Annotated in this window: 17 protein-coding genes and 1 riboswitch; of the genes, 11 read left to right on the plus strand and 6 right to left on the minus strand. The window is 42.7% G+C overall.

The window, feature by feature from the left end; translation table 11 throughout:
- The first annotated feature begins 82 nt into the window (after positions 1-82).
- Positions 83-1,381: an arsenical efflux pump membrane protein ArsB gene (locus BA79_RS12815; RefSeq protein ID WP_035703154.1), complete on the plus strand. Its 1,299-nt coding sequence runs from the start codon at positions 83-85 to the stop codon at positions 1,379-1,381.
- 227 nt (positions 1,382-1,608) lie between these two features.
- Here the strand turns inward: BA79_RS12815 and BA79_RS12820 are convergent, their stop codons facing one another.
- Positions 1,609-2,286 (minus strand): amino acid ABC transporter permease, encoded by a 678-nt coding sequence (locus tag BA79_RS12820; RefSeq protein ID WP_008347854.1) that lies wholly within the window; start codon positions 2,284-2,286, stop codon positions 1,609-1,611.
- A gap of 12 nt (positions 2,287-2,298) precedes the next feature.
- A complete protein-coding gene (locus tag BA79_RS12825) occupies positions 2,299-3,114 on the minus strand; it encodes a transporter substrate-binding domain-containing protein (RefSeq protein ID WP_370529221.1) in 816 nt (271 codons plus the stop codon).
- Between the two features lie 238 nt (positions 3,115-3,352).
- On the opposite strand from BA79_RS12825, the gene BA79_RS12830 reads away from it, so the two are divergent.
- On the plus strand, positions 3,353-3,682 hold the full coding sequence (locus tag BA79_RS12830; protein WP_017366586.1) for a YckD family protein: 330 nt from the start codon (positions 3,353-3,355) through the stop codon (positions 3,680-3,682).
- 46 nt (positions 3,683-3,728) lie between these two features.
- On the opposite strand, the gene BA79_RS12835 is transcribed toward BA79_RS12830, so the two are convergent.
- A complete protein-coding gene (locus BA79_RS12835) occupies positions 3,729-4,493 on the minus strand; it encodes an MBL fold metallo-hydrolase (protein ID WP_035703155.1) in 765 nt (254 codons plus the stop codon).
- 116 nt (positions 4,494-4,609) lie between these two features.
- Here BA79_RS12835 and BA79_RS12840 point away from each other — a divergent pair, with 116 nt between their 5' ends.
- Positions 4,610-5,029, plus strand: coding sequence for an Lrp/AsnC family transcriptional regulator (locus tag BA79_RS12840; RefSeq protein WP_035703157.1), 420 nt, complete (start codon positions 4,610-4,612; stop codon positions 5,027-5,029).
- A gap of 24 nt (positions 5,030-5,053) precedes the next feature.
- Positions 5,054-5,860, plus strand: coding sequence for an AAC(3) family N-acetyltransferase (locus tag BA79_RS12845; protein ID WP_035703159.1), 807 nt, complete (start codon positions 5,054-5,056; stop codon positions 5,858-5,860).
- A gap of 1 nt (position 5,861) precedes the next feature.
- On the opposite strand, the gene comJ is transcribed toward BA79_RS12845, so the two are convergent.
- From comJ to BA79_RS12860, 3 genes are all read right to left on the minus strand, one after another.
- Positions 5,862-6,248 carry a competence protein ComJ gene (comJ, locus tag BA79_RS12850; protein WP_035703161.1) on the minus strand — a complete coding sequence of 129 codons (387 nt, stop codon included), beginning with the start codon at positions 6,246-6,248 and terminating at the stop codon, positions 5,862-5,864.
- Positions 6,249-6,384: 136 nt separating this feature from the next.
- Entirely contained in the window at positions 6,385-8,082 is a 1,698-nt protein-coding gene (locus tag BA79_RS12855) for a methyl-accepting chemotaxis protein (protein ID WP_035703163.1), read from the minus strand.
- Positions 8,083-8,208: 126 nt separating this feature from the next.
- Positions 8,209-8,637, minus strand: coding sequence for a NucA/NucB deoxyribonuclease domain-containing protein (locus tag BA79_RS12860; RefSeq protein ID WP_007498233.1), 429 nt, complete (start codon positions 8,635-8,637; stop codon positions 8,209-8,211).
- A gap of 366 nt (positions 8,638-9,003) precedes the next feature.
- On the opposite strand from BA79_RS12860, the gene BA79_RS12870 reads away from it, so the two are divergent.
- The 7 genes from BA79_RS12870 to BA79_RS12900 all read left to right on the plus strand — a co-directional run.
- Positions 9,004-11,073 (plus strand): hydantoinase/oxoprolinase family protein, encoded by a 2,070-nt coding sequence (locus tag BA79_RS12870; protein WP_035703168.1) that lies wholly within the window; start codon positions 9,004-9,006, stop codon positions 11,071-11,073.
- On the plus strand, positions 11,063-13,048 hold the full coding sequence (locus tag BA79_RS12875) for a hydantoinase B/oxoprolinase family protein (protein WP_035703172.1): 1,986 nt from the start codon (positions 11,063-11,065) through the stop codon (positions 13,046-13,048). The genes BA79_RS12870 and BA79_RS12875 overlap by 11 nt, the downstream gene beginning before the upstream one ends.
- Complete coding sequence (locus BA79_RS12880) at positions 13,045-14,130, plus strand: ABC transporter substrate-binding protein (protein ID WP_035703174.1); 1,086 nt, start codon at positions 13,045-13,047, stop codon at positions 14,128-14,130. Before BA79_RS12875 ends, BA79_RS12880 begins: the two co-directional genes overlap by 4 nt.
- Positions 14,131-14,138: 8 nt before the next feature.
- Entirely contained in the window at positions 14,139-15,230 is a 1,092-nt protein-coding gene (locus BA79_RS12885) for an ABC transporter ATP-binding protein (protein ID WP_025206726.1), read from the plus strand.
- Positions 15,230-16,099, plus strand: coding sequence for an ABC transporter permease (locus tag BA79_RS12890; protein WP_008347830.1), 870 nt, complete (start codon positions 15,230-15,232; stop codon positions 16,097-16,099). The genes BA79_RS12885 and BA79_RS12890 overlap by 1 nt, the downstream gene beginning before the upstream one ends.
- Complete coding sequence (locus BA79_RS12895) at positions 16,092-16,895, plus strand: ABC transporter permease (RefSeq protein WP_008347828.1); 804 nt, start codon at positions 16,092-16,094, stop codon at positions 16,893-16,895. Before BA79_RS12890 ends, BA79_RS12895 begins: the two co-directional genes overlap by 8 nt.
- A gap of 367 nt (positions 16,896-17,262) precedes the next feature.
- Positions 17,263-17,355, plus strand: a riboswitch (cyclic di-GMP riboswitch).
- Positions 17,356-17,496: 141 nt separating this feature from the next.
- A partial coding sequence (locus tag BA79_RS12900; RefSeq protein ID WP_051626192.1) for an amino acid adenylation domain-containing protein occupies positions 17,497-25,207 on the plus strand: 7,711 nt, incomplete at its 3' end.

The raw sequence follows: 25,207 nt of genomic DNA on the forward strand, positions 1-25,207 counted from the left end.
GATCATAAAATGGCATACAATTGCCTTATTTCGTTGTATGATAGATAAAGATTTTATGAGGAAAGTGAAAGGAGGGCCACCTTTGGGATCAGTCACCTTGGCCATTTTAATTTTCATCATGACCCTCGTCCTTGTCATTTGGCAGCCAGGACGTTTAACCATTGGATGGTCAGCGTGCGGGGGAGCGATTCTTGCTCTTGCTTTTGGGGTCGTTCATTTGGACGATGTATGGGAAGTTACCCAAATTGTTTGGAACGCCACCTTTGCATTTATTGGAATTATCATCATTTCATTGATTTTAGATGAGATTGGTTTTTTTGAATGGGCGGCACTTCATATGGCAAAAGCCGCAAGAGGGAACGGGGTCCGCATGTTTATTTATTTAACATTGCTCGGCGCTGTGGTAGCAGCTTTTTTTGCCAACGATGGAGCGGCACTTATCTTAACTCCGATCGTTTTATCTGTGGTCAGAGCGCTGAAGCTGGATGAGCGTATGATCCTGCCATTTGTCATGGCAAGCGGCTTTATTGCAGATACGACGTCTTTGCCATTTGTCATTAGTAACTTGGTCAATATCGTATCAGCCGATTATTTTCATATTGGCTTTCTTGAATATACAGCAAACATGTTCGTCCCAAACCTTGTATCGCTTGGCGCTAGTATGCTTGTGTTGTATGTGTTTTATCGGAAACTCATCCCGAAAACGTACGATGTTTCGCAGGCGAAGGAACCAGCTTCGGCCATTCGTGATCTGCGCATGTTCCGGTTATCTTGGTATGTGTTAGGGTGCTTGCTTGTTGGATATTTTGCTGGGGAATTGGCAGGCATTCCGGTGTCAATCATTGTAGGAGGCATTGCCATTGCTTTCTTATGGCTGGCGAAACGGAGTCCACAAGTGGCGACAAAACGAGTCGTCAAAGAAGCACCGTGGTCGATTGTGTTTTTCTCTATCGGCATGTATGTCGTGGTGTATGGGCTGAAAAATGTCGGCCTGACAGAAATTTTAGCGGCGTGGATTGAACAGGGGGCGTCACACGGTTTACTTGCGGGAACGATGTTTATGGGGGTTCTGGCAGCCGTGCTATCTTCTGTCATGAACAACCTCCCAACCGTTTTAATCGATGCGATTGCCATCGGTCACACAGATACAGCAGGTGTGATGAGAGATGCACTGATTTATGCCAACGTCATCGGCTCAAACCTTGGGCCGAAAATGACCCCAATCGGTTCATTGGCGACATTGCTGTGGCTTCATGTCTTGAAGAAAAAAGGTGTGCATATTTCTTGGGGGGCATACATGAAAGCTGGAATCATTCTAACCATACCGACGCTGATCATCACGTTATTGGGATTGTATGTGTGGTTATGGTTGATACATTAAAAAGCAGATCCAATGGATTTGCTCAGCGTGAAGACAAACCCTCGCATTCGGTGTCAGTCCTGCGCGCTGGTGCTCACGAATGTCAAATTCGCTCTGCTCCAGTGCTCGTCCTTCCTAGACTGCAAAGGTTTTCTTTTACGCTGAAAAGGAAACAAAGGGCTAAAATCAAGTTCATTTTAGCCCTTTGTTAACAATCTAAGCAGATCCCATGGATCTGCTTTTTGTTGTTATAGATATTTTGCATAGCGTTTTTCCAAAAAGTCTTGGAGCAATGAGACCACACTGCATATGCCCCAGTAAATCAAGGCAACCAATATATACATGGTCATATAATCAAATTCTCGTCCACCCACAATTTTTGCTTGCTGGAAGAGTTCTGGCACAGTAATCATTGCCGCTAGTGAGGAAGCTTTGATTAAATCAAGCATGACGTTGGTCAGGGGCGGCAGTGCAATGCGCACGGATTGAGGCAAAATGACTCCACGCATCGTTTGCCAATAACTGAGACCAAGTGATTTGGCGGCTTCCACTTGACCACTTGGAACAGAGGAGAGAGCCGCCCGGTTAATTTCGGCAATGTATGCAGCACTATTGAAGCTGAATCCAATAATAGCAGCAGTGACAGCTGTAAATTCAATGCCGATGTAAGGGAATCCGAAATAAAGGATAAACAAAATGACCAGAATGGGAACCCCTCGCATGAATGAAATATACAGCCGTGCAGGCAGCCGAAGGAACCATGTATTTGCCATTCTAGCAAGGGCAATAAAAAAGCCTAGAATCGTACCAAAAAACATGCTCACAAAAGAAATGAGCAGCGTCAGCCAGATGCCTTTCATCACAAACGGAAATGACGCTTTTGCCAGTGCAGGATTAAAGATATATTCTAAATGAATATCTCCCACGGCTGCGGCTCCTTATTTAGAAATGTCGACATCTTCGACATCAACATCAATTTTCTTTGAGACGTCAGCATGATTAAAGAATTTCTCCGAAATCTTTTTCATGGTTCCGTCTTTTTTCATCTCTTTTAATACACGATTTAATTCTTTTTGAAGCTCTGTATTGTCTTTTTTCATCACAAACCCTTGTTCATTCGGCATGTATTTTAAGTCTGGATGGATCGTAATATTTAGCTTAGGGAATGCAGCAAGCGCCAGTGTTTGCAAGTAGTAGTCATTTAAAATGACATCTGTACGGCCGTTTGCAACATCCTTTAAATATTGCTCGTTTGTGGCATTATCATAGATGACTTCTTTTGCACCATACTTACGGGCAACATCCATATAAATGGTCGTTGCAGCACCTGCTGCTTTCTTTCCTTTTAAATCCTTTAGCGTTTTAATACCTGACAGATCATCTTTTCTGACGATAGCGGTTCCATATGAGTATTTATAAGGTGTTGAAAAGGCGAACTTATCTTTCCTGTCATCTGTGATGTCGATATCGTTTGCAGCGGCATCCACCTGACCTGAATTAATGGCACTGAGCATACCGTCATAACCCATTTCTTTAAATTCTACTTTTACGTCAAGGCGCTTAAATGCTTCTTTGACGACTTCCACTTCATAGCCAGTCAATTGATCCTTGCCGTTTGATGTATCATGGTAAGACGTAGGATACAAGGTGCCTGAAGTAGCGACCACGATTTTCCCTTTCTTTTGAATCTGATCCCACTTTGATTCTCCAGACTGAGATGAGCCTGATTGATTGCAAGCAGACATGACAAGCATGAGAGCAGACACAACAAGCAGCACCCATATAGGTTTTCTATGATAAAAACGACTCATTTAAGAATCCTCCTCTATTTTTTATACAAAACAAAACATAGCACGCTTTTTCAGTTAGGACAACGTTTTCAGATGAAAAGCGAAAAAGTAAGAATATTATGTGCAATTTGATGGGATGAATAATGTATAAAAAAGGAAAGAGTGCGCAAATTAAAATCGAATAAAGGAGGGAACGACAGAGATGAAAAAAACAAGTGGTTTGATCATACTAACGATGGTGCTATTATTTGGTTTTCAGGTGAATACGGCTCATGGAGAAACACCCCAAATGGAAAAGCGCCCCGTCACGCATCAAGTAAAATTAACGACAGAGCAACAAAAACAAATTGAAGTACTTGAACAGCAAATTTTGTCTAAACGAAAAGAAGTGATCGAAAAATACGTTCAGTATGGTGTGTTAACGAAGGAACAAGGCACGCACATCACAAAACGAATGGATGAACATTACAATCACTTAAAAAATAACGGGTTTGTTCCATTACTAAAAAAACCACAGCACCATCGACCATAAGTTTAAGAAAACCGGCAGCAAGGTGCCGGTTTTTATTGTTTATGTGTTAAAAGGTCAGCGTCTCACCATCTTGAGGGACAAAAATGGCCTGATCTGCATGTTTCTTTTGAATGTAAGATGTTAATGCGGCTCTTGTTAATAAACAATGATTCACGGCTTCAAGGTGACAGGCGATGATTTGAGCTTGTGGTTGAGTATGGTGAATGTCTACAATCTCTTCCTTTGTCATCGTAATTGGGTCTCCCTCTAAAAATTGGGCAGCCCCACTATTGACCACAATAATATCTGGCTGGCATGTATTCACAACCTCTTTCGGCTCATCACACCAAATGGTATCTCCTGCAATATAAAGAGTAGGCTCATCAGGATGAGAGAAAACAAAACCGCTCACTTGTCCCATCCGTTTAGCAGTTTCTCCTGTCCCGTGCTGCCCGCCAGTTCGTTTGATATGAACACCGCAAATTTCCATTTCATCTTCAATGCATGTGACATGCTGAAATCCAGCTTCTTTTACTTCCGTGCGATCTTTCTCTGATTGAGTATAGATCGGCAAAGTTTGCGCTAACCTCTTTTTTGCCTCGTCGTCAAAGTGATCTACATGTAAATGAGTGAGCAGGACAGCATCAGGCTGTAATATCTTGTCCAAATCAATGTTTGCAGGCAGATCCACAATTGGATTGTTTGCATGTTGATTGGCAGTATGCGGGAATGGTGGATAGGTTCCTTTTGCTGCTAAAAAGGGATCGATTAAAAATGTTGACGAACCATATTGAAGGTATAAAGTAGCATTACGAATAAGTGTTATTTTCATTAGAAAGGTCTCCTTTTTTTCTCATTAAGTTTACAGTATATTAAAAGAGCCTCATGTGACAGAGGATCATGAAAGTCTTTCAACGGAACGACTTGATTTTTGAAAGAGGTGAGCCAATGCTAGACAAAACAGATATGGATATATTAAAAGAACTCTCAAAGAATAGCCGATTGACGATGAAAGCACTTGGTGAAAAAGTCCATTTAACCGGTCAAGCTGCTAAAAATAGAGTGTTAAAGCTTGAAGAAGAGGGGGTTGTTGAAGCTTATACCATTTCAATTAACTGGCGGACACAGCAGAACATCCAAACATTTTTACAGCTCTTTACCCGAAGTCATGATCATGAACCGCTTTTATCGTTTCTCCATCAAAAGGAAGAAATCAAAAACCTGTTTAAAATAAGTGGAGAGGGCTGTTATATGGCTGAAGGACATTTCTCCAGTCATGATGAGCTTGATCAATTTTTAACGGAGCTAACAAAGCATGCAAATTATAAATTGTCTATCGCTGTGAAACGTCTCACTCATCAAGAATAGATGAGGCGCAGGAGGAAATAACCGATGAAAAGATTAATTGAACATCAGGCTGAACCGATCACAAAGGAAAGAATCAAAGCGGATTTGGTTCAACTTGGTGTAAGGAAGGGCATGACCTTATGTGTCCACTCATCCTTGTCATCTATTGGCTGGGTGAATGGAGGGGCCATAGCCGTTATACAAGCTATGATGGATATTTTAACAGATGAAGGAACACTGATTATGCCGGCACAAACATTAGAGCTGTCTGATCCTGCTGATTGGATCAATCCGCCTGTTCCTTATTCTTGGTGGAAACCGATCAAAGACACGATGCCTGCATTTGATCCAGCTTACACAGCTCCAACAGCAATGGGAAAGGTAGCGGAGACCTTTTGGAAATACCCAGGCGTAGAAAGAAGCAATCATCCTCATTTCTCATTCACCGCCTGGGGGAAAAGGAAACATGAAGTGTTGAACCACCATGCGCTTCCTTATGGTTTAGGAGAAAATTCACCTCTTGGACGTATGTACGATCTTGATGCAAAAGTGCTGCTAATTGGCACGTCATTCGAAAGTGTGACAGCTTTTCACTTAGCTGAATATCGAATCTCACAGCAAGACCTCATGACACGAGGGGCCCCCATTTTAGAGAATGGTTGGAGGGTGTGGAAAGAGTATCAAGATATCATCACAAGAGAAGAACTATTTGAACAGATTGGTCGTGACTTTTTACAATCAGGATGTAGTTATAACCACAGTCAAATCGGGCTAGCCAATTCGTATTTATTGCCGATGAGAGAATCAGTCGATTTTGCAGAAAAATGGCTTGAGCAGTACGACCAGGCGTGATCTAAGCAGTCTGAAAATCAAAATAATAGAGATCTTGATCAGGGTGCTCAGATATATAGCAGGTGAGCTGATAGTCTCCTTTTGGAATGGAGAAAGACAGTATCTGTGCCATGACGCTTGTTAGATAAACATGATCACTTGAATGAGTAAATGGCACTGTGATGACTCTATCAACGGATGATGGAGGCTCATGGCTGTTTAATGTCACGATAATAGAAGCCTTTCCGTTATTGATGCCTTCAAAAGAAATACCTCGATCCCCAGTTGCGAATCCTTGAAGAATATCGTCATCTGTCCAATCAATCACAGGTGGCGTCGTGCTTCCAGTGTATACGGTGATTTGGTGATAGGAGATAGATAGGGGATACGTTTGATTTAAATCATTCATATAGATAACTCCTTTATTCATAAAATTTGTCCAGCTGGCGATCATGTTGAAAAGTGAATGTTTGAAAGTATGATAATTGAAGAGAATGTTAGGCAGCAAGACGATTGTCGCCGTCTTGCGCTACTGTATGAGGGATCTAGATGTGAAATTGCGAAACCATTTCTTTTAGGTCTCCTGCTAAATGGGCAAGAGCCTCTGATGAAGCTGTTACTTCTTCCATTGCTGCAAATTGTTCTTCTGTTAAACCTGCTACTTGTTGTGAATGTTCACTCGTCAGTTTAACGCCTTCTGTGATAGAGGCAAAGGTCTGCTTCGCATCATTTGTATAAGCTGCGATTTTTTGGGATGCATCCGATAAATGTTGAATGCCATCTGCCATTTCCTTCATTGACTGCTGAATGTCAATAAATGAATCCTCTGTATGAGAAATAAGAACAGCCCCTTGAGCCGCTTCCTCTCGTACTCGTTTAATGGCACTTGTCGAATGATTCATCTCTTTTTGTATTTCGGAAATGAGATGTGAAATCATGTTGGATGATGTTTGCGATTCTTCTGCGAGCTTCCTCACTTCGTCTGCCACAACGGCAAAACCTTTTCCGTGTTCACCTGCGCGTGCTGCCTCAATGGCCGCATTAAGAGCAAGTAGATTAGTTTGGTTAGCGATATCTGTAATCACTTTGGAAATTTGATCAATCTCGGCTGAACGTGTTTCTAGCGCTTGAATTGCTGTACCGTTCTCTTCAATTGATTTTGCAATAGATGTCATTTGTGAATTGACTTCACCGATATTTTGTACACCTTTTTGGGCCATTTCTTGTGCGGACTGGCTTCTTGTTGCCATTTGTCCCGCATTTTCAGTGATGTTTACTAGCTCGTTAGATACTTGTCTCATCGTGTGCTCACTAGCTGTCATTTGGGCTGATTGCTGTTCAGACGATTGAGCGACTTCTTGAATGGTATGGGTAATCTTCTCTGATGCTGCACTCGTTTCTTCTGCGCTAGCTGACAGCTCCTCAGAAGAGGTGGCTACTAATTCAGATGTTTTGATCACATTTAAAATGGTTTGATTTAATTTCTCACGCATCTTATTAAAGTGACCTGCCAGCTCAGAAAGTTCATCGCCTGTGTGATCTGTCACGTTGATGGTTAAATTTCCTTCGCCTGCACTCTTAATAGCAGATGCCATATGTTTGAGACGTGTCTGAATCCGCTTTGTGAAAATAGAAATAATGATAACAGAAACAATTAAACTTAACAGTAGAACCGTGACAAATTGAATAAAGAAAGACTGAAGCATTTGTGAAATCATGCTTTGATTTGCACCGGTATAGAAAATACCAATCGTTTCCCCTGTATCATTTTTGATGGGCATATAAGCCGTTTGGTAGTCTTTCCCGGCAACATTGGCTGTTCCGTAATAATTCTCGCCTTTATCCAAAACAGCGGCCTTTACTTCAGGTGAGACTTCAGTTCCTACAGCTCGTTTCCCGTTTAACATGACATTTGTGGCAACACGGGTATTTCCTTGGAAAATCGTGATTGTATCACCAGTATATTCGGCTAATTGATCAACCAATGTGTCATGGTTATTGATTTGAGTATTTCCTTTGTAAAGCTTGCCATCTTTTATCTGCCACGAGCCAGCAACCTTTTCAGTTAGGTAAGCGTATCCTAGCTTTAGATCGCCTTTTGCTTTTTCGGTGGCCATTTGCTTAATGTTCTCTGTCATTTCGCGGTTCACTACATAACCAACCACTGCTGAAAATACGATGAGGACACTTAAAAAGATCAGCATTATTTTGGCGCCAAGCCTCAGTTTTCCTTTTTTCTTCATGCTTTTTACTCCTTTAGGTATAAGGTAGGGTATCCCTCCTTAAGGATTATCGGCATGAAAAAAATGTTTGATATACGTGAATGCACTTACACAGAAATTTTTGTTATGAAAAAAGGAAAGATAGTGCTACTCGATAATAAATTGGATTCTTGTGCCATCAGGATCATCTGATAATTGATGACTTACCCAAGAGCCTGCCCCCCTATTATCCGAAGGACGTACATATTTGACAGAAGCCCCTGCTCCACCTTCTTTACACATCGCCATTGGCCATTCATCACGATCATAACCACGCTTTGTAGGAATGCCATGAAGTGATTTGTCTCTTTGCTCATCACTATTTTTTCGATCAATGGTGCAAATGGAAGAATGACCTTCGTCAATAGCTTCTTCTATGTGCTTCGCGGTTTCTGGATATCGATCTGATGGAAAGTGAATGGTTTTGTCATAAGAAGAGTTTGTCGTCTCTTGTTTATGTTGCCCTAGTTGGACATAGCCTGTCGCTATACCAATGACAATCAATAAAAGCAAGAGAATGGTTTTAAGAAGTTTCATAGATGCTAGCTCTCTTTCTCTTTAGCGTATTTTGTAAACAGAAGTATAGCAGAATTACTTACCAATTTCTCCTCGTTTTGAAAAAACGTCTTTTAAAGTTCGAAAAACGTTTTTTACCTCTTTATGCTCTTTTCCTCGTTGTACAAACTCATAAAAATTTAATTTTGCTACTCAAAAAACATATATGCTGATGCAAAATGGCTTTATGATTGGTTTTTAGGCTAATTTCAAGATTTTAACACACAGAAATTTCAAAAAAATAAAATTGACTAGACCGATATGCTTTAATAATATGGAGTCAAATATCAAAAAATGTCGTAATTTATCAAAATATGATTCCAATTACATTGCAGGAGGGAAGTACAAATGGCGGATGTCTCTTATCGGCTCGGAATAGACATAGGTGGAACATTTACTGATTTATCGCTGATGAATGAAGCGACAGGGGAGCTGACTGAACTCAAGACACCTACAGTGACAGATGACCCAGCTCAAGGAATTATCAATGGGCTGAAACTTCTAAAAGAAAGAGGTGTCGATTTATCCAAAATACAATATCTCGTACACGGGATGACAATCGGTCTTAATACATTATTGCAGAGAAAGGGAGCAGATTTAGCCCTTTTTGTAACGGAAGGTTTTCAAGACATTTTGTCATTACAGCGTTTACGTCTACCCATTCCTTATGACTTCAATTCTCAATTGCCAGAACCATTGATACCACGAAAACATGTATATCCAATCTCTGAAAGGCTCATACACGATGGTTCGATCAAAAAACCTCTCCAACTGCAGCAATTAGATGATGCTGTCCAGCAGGTCATGTCTAAAAAACTAGCAGGCATTGTCATTTCTTTTTTACATAGCTATCAGAATCCAGTTCATGAATTACAGGCAAAAGCCTATATTCATCATCATTACCCACAGTTAGAAGTCCTGACGTCTTCTGAGTTATGGCCCCAAATGAGGGAATATGAGCGGACAGTGATGTCTGTTGTCAATTTGTACATTCAACCAAAGGTGAAACAATATTTACAAACGTTGAAAAGCCGCTTGAAAGAAGAAGGTGTACCAATTTCTCCATACATTACCCAATCAAATGGTGGTTTAATGGATGCAGAAAGTGCAGCCACTTCACCCGTTAAAACACTTTTTTCTGGCCCGGCAGCTGGTGTAATTGGTGCGGCGAGAATTGCAACTTCTGCAAATGAACCCAATTTAATTACGTTTGATGTTGGTGGCACAAGTGCAGATATCTCGATCATTCAAAATGGGCAGCCTACAATGGCTCAATCGAATCAGCTTTCAGGATTTCCGATCATTCTTCCATCTGTTGCAATGTATTCGATAGGGGCTGGCGGAGGTTCTGTCGCATGGCTTGATCAAGGCGGGCTTCTTAAAGCAGGACCGGAATCAGTTGGCTCGCAGCCTGGACCTGCTTCGTATGGAAAGGGAAAAAAAGCTGCTTTAACCGATGCGTTTCTCATATGCGGTTACCTCAATCAAGATCGGTTTGCCGGAGGACATTTACAATTGCAGAGGTCTGCAGCGGAAATAGCCTTTCAGCCAATTGCTGATCAGCTTCATAAAACAGTCGAACAGGCGGCTGACCAGTTGATTCAAGTGGCTGTTGCCAATATGTACACAGAACTAAGCAATGTCATGGAGCAGCAAGGGTTTGACCCTAGAGATTTTAGTTTGTTGGCATTTGGCGGGGCAGGGCCTGTTGTTGCGAATTTCCTTGCGAGAGAAATTCATGCAAAAAATGTGGTCGTCCCTCCAAGTCCAGGAACATTATGTGCGCTAGGTGCACTTACAGCCGATTTTATCCATGATGCTGTGTTGTCTAAGAAAATCTGCTTACAAGACTATACGATTGACGAATTAAAACAAGATTATGAAATGCTCTCTCGCAAAGCAACGGATTGGTTCAGCCAGCAAAACATTCAACATATCAAACAAACGTCCATTTTGTTATTAGCAGATGCCCGCTATCAAGGACAGGCATTTGAGATTGAATTGCCATTATCGGTGGATTGGCTAAAGCAGGAACAAGACGTCTATCACCTGATTGAAGCTTTCCACAACCTGCATGAGCGTCAATATGGCCATAGAGATGATCAGGCGAACATTGAATTTACTCATTTGCGAGTTCGGGTTATAGGTGAAACGCCTCCACTGCCTTTCTCTCCTGGTGATGAAAGTAGCGGACAGCCTTTAATACCACAATCATACAGACGAATCTTTATAGAAGAAAAAGAGTACGAAGCATCTGTTTACAATCGGAGTACTTTGTCATTAGGTGCTGTTGTGAAAGGACCTGCCATCATTGAGCAAGATGATACGACAACATTGATTTTGCCAAACTGGGCAGGCAGCATAGACCATTCAGGAAACTTGGTGATTTCAAGGGAGGCGGCTTTACATGGGAACTGATCCAGCAAAGCTTGAGATGATGAGGAGTTATTTTAATGCGATTGCATCAGGCATGGGACATGTCATTGAGCGGACATCCTTTACAACATTCGTAAAAGAATCGGCGGATTTTGCCACAGCATTAGCCACGCCTTCTGGGGATTTCTTTGTTTACCCAAAAACAGTCGGTGTCACGATCTTTTTAGGGCTGAGTCTCAAAAAAGCGATTGAAGAAAGCGGACCGATGCAGCCGGGTGACATTATCATCACAAATGATCCTTATACGACAGACGGTTTAGCGACTCATTTGCCAGATGTCCATATCATCAAACCCATTTTTATAGAAGATGAAATTGTCAGCTATGCCTGGTCTTTTGTTCATGTAAGTGATGTGGGAGGTCTTGTCCCTTCAAGCATTTCTCCAACTGCAACAGATGTTCATCAGGAAGGATTAAGAATTCCACCAGTGAAAATCTATGAAGGTGGAAAAGAGAATCAGGTTGTTCGTACCTTTTTAAGAGCTAATAGCCGGGCGAGTCATTTAAATGATGGCGATATTAATGCGATGATTGCCGCTGTTAATACAGCAGAAATCAGACTAAAAGAAATGATCGAGAAATTTGGAAAAAACGAAGTGAAGCAAGGAATGATTGATCTGCTGAAGCAAGCAGAGGATCGCGCAGGCAAAGTAATTGAAGCCATCCCTGATGGAACGAGTGAATTCGCTGATTACTTGGATGATGATATGATTTCGGACGTGCCGATCCGATTAAAGATAAAGCTGACGGTCAAAGGGAAACAGCTGACACTGGACTTCTCTGAGTGTGACCCGCAAGTTAAGACAGCTTTTAATCTTGTCACCAATGGTCAAAAGCACTCCTTCTTGTATCAAGGGTTGATCAATTACATCATTAGTAAAGATCCTTTTATTCCGATTAATGGTGGGATTACGTATCCGATAGACGTGATTTCACCTAAAGGAACGCTTGTCCATCCAGAATATCCGGCTTCTGTCGGTATTCGGCATTCCATTACAATGAGACTGTATAATGTCGTGCTAGGTGCTATTGGTAAGCTGTTGCCTGAAGCAGTGCCGGCGGCAGGTGCAGGTCAATCTGCTATCGTCGTTCTCTCTGTTCCTGATGATCAAACAGGAGGCAGAAAAATGTCTGTGGTCGAACCGTTAGGCGGAGGCGGCGGTGCTCAAAAAGGGACTGATGGAGTAGATGGAATTGATCATTCGTCAGGATTTTTAAAAAATACACCCATTGAGAGCTTGGAACAGCATATTGATATTCATGTACACCGATATGAACTGCTGCCAAACACAGGTGGAGCAGGGGAACATAGAGGGGGACATGCAATTGGTTTAGAATTTGAAATGATCAAGCCAGAATCGATGGTGACGGCACGAGGAATGGAACGAATGAAGTTTCAACCTTGGGGGTTAATGGGCGGACGTGCAGGAGCAATTGGTGAGGTGAAATTGACCAAACCAAATGGGGAGACACAAAACCAGCCGAAAATTGATGTCATGCGTCTTGAAAAAGGCGATATTGTTCAATTGGTTTCACCAAGTGGAGGAGGATGGGGGAATCCATTTTCTAGAACGAAAGAAAAAGTCCTTCATGAAGTGGAAGCAGGGCTATTAAGTGAAGAAAGAGCACTTCAGCAATATGGCGTCAAAGTCTATCGAGATCATAATGAATGGAAAATTGATGACGAACAGACGAGCAGGCTTCGTGAAAAGATGAATGATGCTGATGCTGTCGCTTGGGATTTTGGAAAACAAAGAGCAGCTTATGAGAAAGTGTGGACGGACGAAGCCAGCAGTGAGCTTGCTGTGCAGCTTCGTTCATACCCAGCAAATGAGCGTACGCACTATAAACATGCGGTTCATTCTCATTTTAGTCATAGACAGGAACCATTAACAAAGATGGATATTATTCAAGCACTTCATCAGTTGAATCAACAAAAAGGGGGAAACGAATTATGAAAAGAAGATTAATGACCATATTTGCAGGTGTCCTATCCATCATGTTACTGCTGTCTGCATGCGGTGGAAATGGGCAGGACCAAAGTAAACAGCAGCAGACTGTGATCGTTGGTGTCTACGGAGGGGATTGGGAAAAGAATATTAAGCCAATCCTCGAAAAGTTTGAAAAGGATACAGGCATTAAAGTACAAACGGTCTCTGGGGCAGATTCTGAATGGTTTACAAAATTAAAAGCATCTAATGGTAAAAATCCACCGTATGATTTGCTTATTTTACAGCCTGATACGATTCAAAGAGGTATTGCGGCAAACGTTCTTGCGCCTATTGATGAAGATCAAGCACCGAATGTGAAAAAGCTTTATCGTTCTGTTCAAAAGAAACTCACTGTTGATGGAAAACAATATGCAGCAGGCTTTAGTATGGGACAGCTTGGAATTGCTTATAGAAAAGATCTTGTCAAACAGGAGCCAAACAGCTGGACAGATTTATGGAGCGATCAGCTGAAAGGGAAAGTGGCGATTTCTTCCCCAACTTATTCAGCGGGCTTACAATTTTTCTCTGCACTTGTCCATGCTCAAGGAGGGGCAGAATCAAATCCTAAGGATATTGATAAAGCATTTAAAAGCCTAGCACAATTAAAAGGGCGTGTAGCTGCTTTTCCTGATAACCCAGGGTCTATTCAAACGCTGTTAGAACGTGGTGACGTGACGGCAGTTCCATATTGGGATGGCCGAGCATTTGCACTTGAAGAAGAAGGGATGGATATTGGATTCTCATATCCGAAAGAAGGCGCTGTGGCAGCAGTTGCGAGCTGGGCGTTAACAAAGGGAAGTCAGCATGAGGAAGCGGCTTATAAGCTATTAAACTACCTTAGCGGGAAAGAAGCTCAAGAAGCCTTCTCAGAAAAATCTTACTATGGCATGTCGAATTCTGATGTGAAATACGGAGACAAAATTAAGGGGAAAGTGAAGGTTGGCGAAAATTATTATAGCAAGCTGACTTGGGTAGATTACGAAACAGCGACTTCGGAGCTCGGTCAATGGACAAATCGATGGAATGAAGTATTAGGCGGAGGAAAATAGGTGATCGCATGAGTGGAATCAATTTAGAACATATCAGCCAGCATTTTGGCGAGCAGATTGCTCTTGATGATGTCAGTCTTACGGTAAAAGAGGGAGAGTTTTTCTCCCTTCTTGGCCCTAGTGGCTGCGGAAAATCAACTTTACTCAATATCATTGGTGGTTTTTTAGAACCGACAAAAGGAGTCGTCTATATTGGTGATCAGGATGTGACGACTTTACCTCCTTATCAAAGAAAAACGGGGATGGTCTTTCAAAGCTATGCACTTTTCCCACATCTCACCGTATTTGATAATGTTGCATATGGGTTGAAGGTTCAAAAGAAAAAGAAGGCGGAAATCAAGCAAAAGGTGATGGAGAGTTTGTCTCTTGTTCAATTAGAGTCATTTGCCAAACGTATGCCGCACCAATTAAGTGGAGGTCAGCAGCAACGGGTCGCCATTGCACGGGCACTTGCCATCCAGCCTGCCGTTCTTCTTCTGGATGAACCACTCAGTAACTTAGATGCAAAACTAAGAAAAAATATGCAGACGGAGCTGCGAAATATTCAACGGAATGTCGGGATTACGACTATTCTTGTGACGCATGATCAGGAGGAAGCCTTAAGTCTTTCCGACCGAATTGGGATATTAGGTGAGGGGAAAATTCAGCAGATTGGGACACCTTTAGAAGTATATCGTCAGCCAAATAATCGTTTTGTTGCTGAATTTATCGGACAGGTCAATCTATTTGAAGCGGAATATGATGAAGTTACTTCCACATACACTGTTCCACATTTCATTCAATCAAACGGGAAGCAAGTTCAGCTAAAAGTTGCCGCATTTAAAGAGAAGAGCGAGAAGCATTTACTCATGCTGCGTCCTGAGAGAATCAAGTTATCTTCTGTCGGGGAGGAAGTTCAGCCAAATCATGTCACAGGCGTGTTGGCAGATGTCAGTTATATTGGGCACTCTTTACGTTTGGTCGTTGGGCTTAATCAAGGTGAAATCATTGTCCATGCATCAGACGCAGCATTTCCCGAGCTGCCTCAAGTTGGAGAAACTGTGCATATTCATTGGCAGCCTGAAGATATTGTGTTCTTAGATTCGAAGGTGCATGCGTGATGCGAATCAAAAAAAAGAATCAGCGCTTTCATTGGTTTATGCTGCTGCCAGCTTGTTTGTTTCTAGTTGTATTCCTTCTTGCTCCGCTTGTGATGATGTTTGTCCTCAGTTTTCGTGATGTGGATTCGATGATGAATACGTTACAATCCTATAGTTTGTCTCAATATTTACATGTATTTACGACAGATGCATATGTGAAAGCAATTGGAAGTACTGTGTGGGTGGCCTTACAGACAACGGTGATTTGTTTATTGATGGCATATCCAGCAGCTTATGTGCTAGTGAAAGCACCTCACCCAAGGTTGCGGGCTTTTTTCTATATCTTACTTGTATCGCCGCTTTTGACGAGTGTCGTCATTCGGACATTTGCATGGATCGTTCTTCTTTCGCAAAATGGCTTGATCAATGGCATGCTGATCGATTTACATCTGATTGAGAAACCGCTATCGATGCTGTGGAATATGAATGCGGTCATTATTGCTTATGTTCAAGTGATGCTGCCTTTTGCAGTGCTGCCTATTGCAACGAGCTTAACTGATATGGACCGTCACTTAAGACCGGCTTCTATGAGTCTTGGTGCTGGTCGTATTCGGACATTTTTTCATGTGACCTTGCCGCTTACGATTCCAGGCATGATCACCGGAGCAATTATTGTCTTCTCACTTGCAGCAGGAAGCTATATTACTCCTCTGCTAGTCGGCGGACGGATGCAACCGCTCTTGCCACTGTCCATTTATCAGCAGGTCATGCAGGTGTATAATTTGCCTCTTGCCGCTGCGATGTCCTTTACTTTATTGATTTGTGTGCTAGCGGTCGTCAGTCTATTAAGCTATCTATTGAAGCGTTGGGAGGCGAGGATGCATGCGTAAAAAATCAATAAGTGACCGTTTGCTTTCGGTTCTGATATGGACCGCAGGCTCACTCGTTTATCTCTTTTTAACCGTACCTGTTCTTGTCATTGTTCTTTCTGCTTTTAGTCCGAATGCTTTTCCTGAATTCCCGCCGACTTCGTTTTCCGTTCGCTGGTTTCATGAGGTCGTGTCGAATCCAGAATGGATGGAATCTTTGCGTATCAGCGTGATTCTGTTATTGATTGTGACGCCGCTTACTGTTCTTTTAGGAACGATGGCTTCTTATGCTTTAGCAAGGCTTTCCTTTAAGGGAAAGGAAGCTGTTCAAGCCTTTATTTTGTCACCTCTTATGATTCCTCAGGTGGTATTAGGGATTGCGATGCTGTATTTGTTTACGGCTATGGGTTTTACAGGGTCTTTGTGGGCATTAGTCATTGGGCATGTCATCATTGGTTTTCCTTATGTGGTACGAACTGTGGGTGTCAGTGTTTCAAATCTTGATCCACGTCTTGAGCTAGCTTCCATGAATCTTGGTGCAGGGCCCATACGTACTTTCTTTCGTGTGACACTGCCCTTGATCAAGCCTGGTATTATCGCAGGTGGGGTGTTTTCTGCTGTGACATCATTTGGTGAAATCTCGATTAGTTTGTTCGTTTCTTCACCTCAAACCATTACGATTCCCGTGAGGACGTTTAATTACATTGAGCAAACTTTTGATCCGAGTGTCAATGCGATATCTGTCATATTTATTATCATTTCTATCATTGCGTTGCTCATTATTGAGAAAACGATTGGTCTGTCTAAGGTGATGTAAATATAATGAAGAAACAAGGAGCTGTCATTTGAAATGACAGCTCTTTTTGTATTGTTTTTATGGTAAAAATATTCAAAGTTTTAGGGAATATAGTTCTTAAGATTTAAGAAAATGCGAGGCGTGATAGGAGACCTCTCTCCTACATTTTCGGTCATATTTGAAAAATTTAAGGAAAAACATGAAATTTTTGCGGTAATTGGTCATTTATTTTCGGTGGAGCGCAACTATTATTAGTTATTTTCGGTAAATATCATAAATTATGATGTGATCCCTTCGGCATAACGCATGAATCTTTACACCCATTTTTCGGTGAAAAAAACAATAATTTCATATAAAGTGGACGTAAATAGAAAATATCTAAAAGAAAAGAAGAAAAAGGCAAATCTATGGAAACATAGAGACGCAAAGCCATGTCCTAAGGTAAAAGTTGCTTTTTTACTATGGTCGGCAGGTTACCGAATCAAAATGGGAGTCCCTCCGTTTTATTCGGGGTGGGCTCCTTTTTTGTTATTCCGTCTATTTTAATGAAATAGACTTGGTTCTTTTGATATAGAGGGTGCAGGGTATCACAGTTGGTGGAGAAAACATAGAAGAGCGGAGGATGAGAATGAGTACAGTTTATTACCCCTTAACACATGCGCAAAAGCGAGTATTCTACACGGAAAGATTTTATCCAGGCACAAGTATTTCTAATTTGGGTGGGTTTGCCAAGTTAAGATCGGTATCAGGTCTAAATCCTTCTTTGATCGTGGATGTGCTTCAAGCGTACATTCGTGAAACTGATTCTCTTCGTTTAAGGCTAGTGTATCAACATGAGCAGGAGGAGCCCGTTCAATATATCAAGCCATATGAAAAACAGCCGATTCGTTTGGTGAAAAGCTGGAGTGAAAAGGAAGTCAGGGCGTGGGCGAACGAGGAGATTCGTGAGCCGATGGAACTGATTGATCGTTCCTTAATTGAATTTACGGTCTTTCAAATCAGTGATCAAGAGTGCTGGCTGTTCTGTAAAGCACATCATATTGTGGCTGATGGTATTTCAATTATCTTGATGGGAAACCGAATCATTGATCTATACCATGACATGCTGCAGGGGACAGACATCTCTCCAATTGAAGACATTTCCTTCGTTGATCACATCATGAGTGAGCAAACGTATGAATCTTCTAAACGTTTTCAGAAAGACCAAGCTTTTTGGAACGAGCAATTTGCCAATATTCCAGATTTCGCTTCTTTAACACCGCATAAAGGTTACGAGATGAGCTTACATGCGGAGAGATTTTCAGGGGATATTCCTGATTCTTTAAAGGAGAAGCTTCGAGTCTTTTGTGAAGAAGAGAAAGTCAGTATGCTATCTATGTTTATGTCCGCTGTCTATATTTACTTGCACCGATTTAGCGGCATGGAGGATGTGGTCCTTGGAACTTTTATGGGCAATCGGACAAATGCAAAGGAAAAAAAGATGATTGGGATGTTTGTGTCGACCATTCCGATGCGCGCATCTGTGCAAGGATCCCTCACGTTTCTTGATTTCGTGAAGCAAGTCATGGCGGATCAGATGAAGATCTTGCGTCATCAAAAATATCCTTACAATGTGCTCATGAATGATTTAAGGGAAAGAGATGGATTTACAGGACGCCTGTTTGATATTTCTTTAGAGTATCAGGTCATGCAGTGGCAGAAAAAAGAGAATCTTTCGTTCATTACGGAGCCGATTTTTAGTGGAAGCGGAATGAATGATATATCGATTCATGTGAAGGACCGCTGGGATACAGATACATTGACCATTGATTTGGATTACCGTACAGACCTATTTAGTGAAGACGATATGAGTAAGCTGTTTGATCGATTGATCATTTTGCTGGAGGCGGCGGTCTCTCAGCCAGATCAGCTGATTGGGGCTCTCTCTTTACTGCCAGCAGATGAACAAAAGCAACTGCTTCAATTATCTAAGGGAGAAGCATTTGATTTACCAGGAGCGAAACCAGTTCACCACTTATTTGATGAGGCAGCTAAAACGTATTCAGAACGGGCAGCTGTGGTTGCGGAAAATGGAACGTTCACTTATGGAGAGCTGTATCAAAAAGCGGACAAACTGGCACGATTTTTACAGATGAAAGGTGTCTCGCGTGATGTACCAGTTGCCGTTTTAATGGAACGGACGGCAGATGCGATGGTTGCCATTTTTGGGATATTAAAAGCTGGCGGTGCATATGTACCGATCGATCCGGCATTACCTGAGGAACGCATTCAATTTATTGTAGAAGATTCTGGTGCTTCTATCGTTTTAACAGAAGAATCGTTTGTTCAGCGATATTCATCCATTGCGGAAAAAATGATTGTCCAGCAGCATATGGAATTAGAAGATCGTCCGCTGCCTGAGCTGATCGATCAGACGACATCACAGGATTTGGCTTATCTCATTTATACATCGGGTACGACTGGAAAGCCGAAGGGAGTGATGATCGAGCATCTTCAGCTGCATCATTTGGTTCATGCCCTGCATCACGAAGTGTATGAGGGGGCAAATCAGCTTCAAGTGGCGCTTCTTGCACCATTCCATTTCGATGCATCTGTTAAACAAATCTTTGCTGCTCTTTTATTTGGACATACGCTTCATATTGTGCCAAGAGAAACGACACAAAACGGTGTACAGCTAGCGGCTTATTACAAAGAACGTCAAATCAAAGCAACAGATGGAACGCCAGCACATGTGCAGCTTTTACTTGCAGCGGATTTGGATGGGCTTGCACTGACTCACATGCTGATTGGGGGAGAAGCACTCCCTGCGAAAGCAGCGCAGGCGCTGATTGAAGCTGTGCGTGTCAGCCAGCCCGATTTTGCCTTGTGGAATGTGTATGGTCCGACAGAAACGTGTGTGGATGCGGCGGTTCACCGTCTAGATCTCAGTGAGCTGCAGAAGTCACCAGAACAGCGCTATGTGTCAATTGGAAAGCCACTGGGCCATCACCGGATTTATATTTTAAATGAACATGAACAACTACAGGTGCAGGGAGCTGTGGGAGAACTATGCATTGCGGGAATAGGAGTTGGACGGGGCTATGTGAATCAGCCTGAATTAACGGAGAAGGCATTCAGACCAGATCCATTTTTCCCTGAAGACCGGATGTATCGCACAGGTGATGTAGTGAGATGGCTTCCAGACGGCACAATTGATTACCTTGGAAGAATAGATGACCAAGTAAAAATAAGAGGTTACCGCATCGAAACAGGTGAAATTGAGGCAGTCATGGAGCAGGTAGACGGAGTCGATCAGGCTGTTGTCCTTGTCGTGGATGAACCGGACGGTGGAAAGGCTTTAAGTGCTTACTATCAAGCACGACAAGAATTTCTTTCCGTGGACACCCTGCAAGCCGCTATCAAACATCAGCTGCCAGCTTATATGATGCCGCTTTATTTCAAGCAGCTTGAGGCATTTCCACTGACAGTGAGTGGGAAAGTCGACCGGCGTGCGCTTGCTGCATTAAAGGGAGACAAGGCTGTCAGTGCTGTTTATGTAGCGCCTAGAAACGATGTAGAAACGAAGCTTGTTCGTTTGTGGGAAGACGTTCTTCATCAAGAGAACATAGGTGTGTACGACTCATTCTTTGACATAGGCGGGCATTCACTCAAAGCGATGAAAGTTCTTACACTCGTTCAGCGGGCTTTTCAAGTGGAGGTCCCTTTATCTGTTTTATTTGAACAGCAAACGATTGCAGCACTTGCTGTTTATATTGAACAAGCGGAAAAGTCTTCACAAGTGGTCATACCGAAAGCACCGACTGCCGCCGATTATCCACTGTCACCAGCGCAGCAGCGTGTTTATATGGTGACTCAGCTGGAGCAGAGCATCGCCTATCATATGCCTGCCGTTGTGAAATTAAGAGGAACGCTGCAACGAGAGAAGTTGGAGGGAGCTTTTGAAAAACTGATCGCACGTCATGATATGCTGCGAACTTCTTTTCATACAGTCAAAGGAGTCCCTCGTCAGCGGGTAGCTTCATCCGTCCCATTTCAAATAGAACAGGTGACAGGCAGCACGATGGAAGAGAACATGCGTCAATTTGTCAGACCTTTTCATCTTGAGCAGGCTCCGCTTTTGCGTGTTGGGCTACAGTCTTTACATGATCAGGAGCATCTTCTCTATTTCGATATGCATCATCTGATTTCAGATGGTCTTTCAATTGATTTGATGCTGCGTGAGCTGTCTGACGCATATGAGGGATTAGTGAAAGTGCCATTGAAGCTTCAATATCAAGATTATGCTGTTTGGCAAGAACAACAGGCAGAGCAAGGCGGTCAAATAGATGAAGCATTCTGGCTGAAAGAATTTTCAGGAGATATCCCTGCTTTGCAGCTGCTAACTGATTATCAGCGTCCGGCTGTCCAGTCTTTCACTGGAGACCGCGTTCTCAGAAACATAGATGAGACGTTAACAGGCCGTTTGCAGGAGCTTGCAGCGAATCATCATACGACGCTGTATACCGTGTTGCTTTCTGCTTACTATACATTGCTTGCGAAATACACAGGTCAAAAGGAGTTTGTTGTGGGGACACCGACAGCAGGCCGGGTGCATGCAGATTTGAATGACATGATCGGCATGTTTGTCCAAACACTTGCTTTACGTTCAGAGGTAGATCCGAACGGTTCAATGACGCAGTTGATTGAGCAAGTAAAGGAAAAGACGATGAGGGCGTTTGAGCATCAGCAATATCCATTCGAGCGGCTGCTTGAAAAGCTAAATGTGCAAAGAGATTTTAGCCGCCATCCATTATTTGATACGGTCTTTACTCTAACGCCAGATCATTCAACAGCCCAGCATATTGGAGAGATGAAAGTCGAAGTTGAGGAAACCAATTTCCATATTGCAAAGTTTGATCTCACACTTCAAGCGATGGAGTCAAGTCATGGTCTTTCCTTCGTCCTCGATTATAGTACGGCGTTATTTAAACGAAGTACAGCCGAGCAGCTGCTCAAGCATTATGTTTATCTTCTGGAGCAGATGGTTGAAGTGCCGGAGCAAGCGATTCAATCATACCGCTTACTGTCTGAACAAGAGGCAGAGGCTCAATTGAAGATGTGGAACCCGTTACCTACGCCTTATCCTGTGGAAGAAACCATTGTGACGCAATTTGAATCGCAAGTAGAGCAGCACGGTCATCAGCCTGCTTTGCAATATAAAGACGTGGTTCTTTCTTATCAAGAGCTGAATCACAGAGCGAACCAGCTGGCTCATTATTTACGTGAACATGGTTTTGAAAAAGGGATGACAGCGGCTTTATTCTTTGAACGTTCCAATGAGATGGTGTTGTCGGTTTTAGCTGTGCTAAAGGCTGGCGGTGTCTATGTGCCAATTGATCCTGACTTCCCTGATGAACGTATCAAGCACTTTTTGACAGATAGTGGTGCACAGTTTGTCCTGACCCATCAGGTGCTGCGTCATCGCTCTGTGCTTACTGCGTTTGAAGGGGAAATCATAGAAACAGAAGATCAAGCCGTTGATCAGCAGTCAGAGAGCAATCCAGTTGTATGTGTTTCGCCTTTGGACTTGGCGAATTTGACCTACACATCTGGTACGACAGGCAAACCTAAAGGGAACATGGTGACGCATCGGAACATTTTGAGAACAGTGAAGCAGTCGAATTATCTCACCATTCATCATGAAGACACGGTGATGAGCATTTCAAACTATGTATTTGATGCATTTATGTTTGATGTGTTTGGCGCTTTATTGAACGGAGCGAAACTCATTGTTTTGCCAAAGGATAACATCTTAAATATGAATGAGCTTTCTGGCGCGATTGAGAAGGAAAAAGTCAGTATTTTAATGATCACGACCGCTCTATTTCACTTACTGATTGATATGAAAAAAGGCAGCCTGAAAAACGTCAGAAAAGTGCTGTTTGGCGGGGAACGTGCTTCTGTGCCACATGTTGTGGCAGCCCTTGAAACGGTTGGAGAAGACAAACTTATTCATATGTATGGACCTTCTGAAAGCACGATTTTTACAACGTATTATCCGGTGAATCACATTGAAGAACAAGCACTGTCGATTCCGATCGGAAAGCCGGTGAGTCAAACGGCTGTTTATATTGTCGATGAGTTTGGACATGTGCAGCCGCCGGGAGTAGCTGGAGAGCTTTGTGTCGCAGGTGACGGACTGGTCAAGGGGTATTATCGCCAGCCAGAGTTAACGAGCGAAAAGTTTGTTGAAAATCCTTTCCGATCTGGTGAAGTCATGTACAAAACGGGCGATCTCGCACGATGGCTGTCAAATGGAGATATTGAATTCATTGGGCGAATAGATCATCAAGTCAAGATTCGAGGTCAGCGTATCGAGCTTGGCGAAATTGAACACCAGCTATTGCAGCATCCGCAAGTGAAGGAAGCCGTTGTCATTGCGTTATCAAATGAAACATTATGTGCATATTTCACAGCAGAAGGTGCTGTTCCACTGTCGGATTTACGTGAGCAAGCAGGACGAGAACTCCCTGTTTATATGATGCCAGCTTTCTTCATGCAATTAGACGAGCTGCCACTAACGGGGAATGGCAAGGTAGACAGACGGGCATTACCGATACCTGATGTGAGTGAACAGGCGGCAAATGAATACGTCCCTCCTCAATCAGATACAGAGCGTATATTGGCACACATTTGGGAGGAAATTCTTGAAGTGCCGAAAATCGGCAGACATGATCATTTCTTTGAATGCGGAGGTCATTCACTGCGCGGCATGAAAATGCTGAACAGGCTCTATGAAGAGATGCATGTGGAATGTACGTTGAAAACATTATTTGAATCACCCACTTTAGAGGCGTTTGCCCTTGCAATGGATCAAACAGATCGAACTGAAATCAGGCGAGTGGAGAAAGCGGAAGAAGCGGCTTTTTATCCAGTGACATCTGCTCAGAAAAGATTGTTTGTTCTGCAAAAAATGACAGATGCCGAGCAGAGCTATCATATGCCAGCTGCTTTAAAGCTTGAAGGTGTATTTGATAAAAAACGATTTAAAAAAGCCATTGACCAGCTTGTTCATCGTCATGAAGCATTCCGTACGAGCTTTGACTTCGTTCAGGGTGAACCTGTTCAGCGAATTGAAACGAATGTTTCTGTGAACATTGAAAACATCGAAGGGGAAGGCCGAGACATTCAGCAATTAATGAATGATTTTATCCGTCCATTTGATGTAGAAAAAGCGCCGCTGCTCAGAGTGGGGCTTGTGTCTGAATCGGAGAGTGTTCATTATCTGTTGATTGATATGCACCACATCATTTCAGATGGTGCGTCTGTCGGTATTTTAATTGATGAGCTATCGACCTTGTATCGAGGAGACGAACTTGATGAATTGCCTATTCAATATAAGGACTATGCGGTTTGGTCAAACAGTGAAGAATTTCTTGCGAAAAAAGAGGCTGAAGCGGCGTTTTGGTTGGAACAATTACAAGGAGAACTGCCTGTTTTGGCGTTGCCTGAGGATCTTCCGAGACCAAAGGTTCAGACGTTTGAAGGGGGCCGCGTCGAATTTTCTATAGACGGTGCGCTTAAAGCGCAATTGGATGAGCTGGTTAGATCACTCAACGGTACAACGTATACAGTGCTGCTTGCTTGCTACAGTACACTTTTAAGCAAGCTTTCGAGACAAGAAGACATCATGATCGGTTCTCCAGTGGTGGGCAGAACTCATCCTGATATTCAATCAGTCATCGGCATGTTTGTGAATACGCTGGCACTCAGAACAAAACCGGAAGGACACCAGACATTTTCTCAATTTGCGTCAACAGTTCATGAGCTTGTGTTAGCGGCAAATGAACATCAACTTTACCCATTTGAAGAATTGGTGGACCAAGTGCAAACGGTTCGCGACACAAGCCGCCATCCAATCTTTGATGTGGTGTTCTCGATGGAAAATGCAGATATTCGTGACCTGTCGATGGATGGACTTGATATCATTCCCCAGCCGTTCAATGAGAACATAGCGAAATTTGACTTAACCTTAACTGGAAACGAATCTGACGATCAAATCGAGCTTGTGTTTGATTTTAATTCTTCTATCTTTGAACGGTCGTCGATTGAGAAGTGGAAGGAGTATTTCCTTTACTTGATCGAACAAATGGTGTCAGCACCAGATCAATTATTAGATCAGATGCAATTATTATCACCAGTGCAGCAGCAAAAACTGCTTGATGAATGGTCAGGCCCTATCCTAAATGTCCCGACAGATCAAACGGTTCATGCATTGATTGAGGCGAAATCGCAGGAAGTATCTCATCAAAAAGCCGCTGCCTTCTGCGGCACAAGCTGGACGTATGAAGAAC

The organism is Bacillus altitudinis 41KF2b (genome assembly GCF_000691145.1).
Lineage (GTDB): Bacteria > Bacillota > Bacilli > Bacillales > Bacillaceae > Bacillus > Bacillus altitudinis.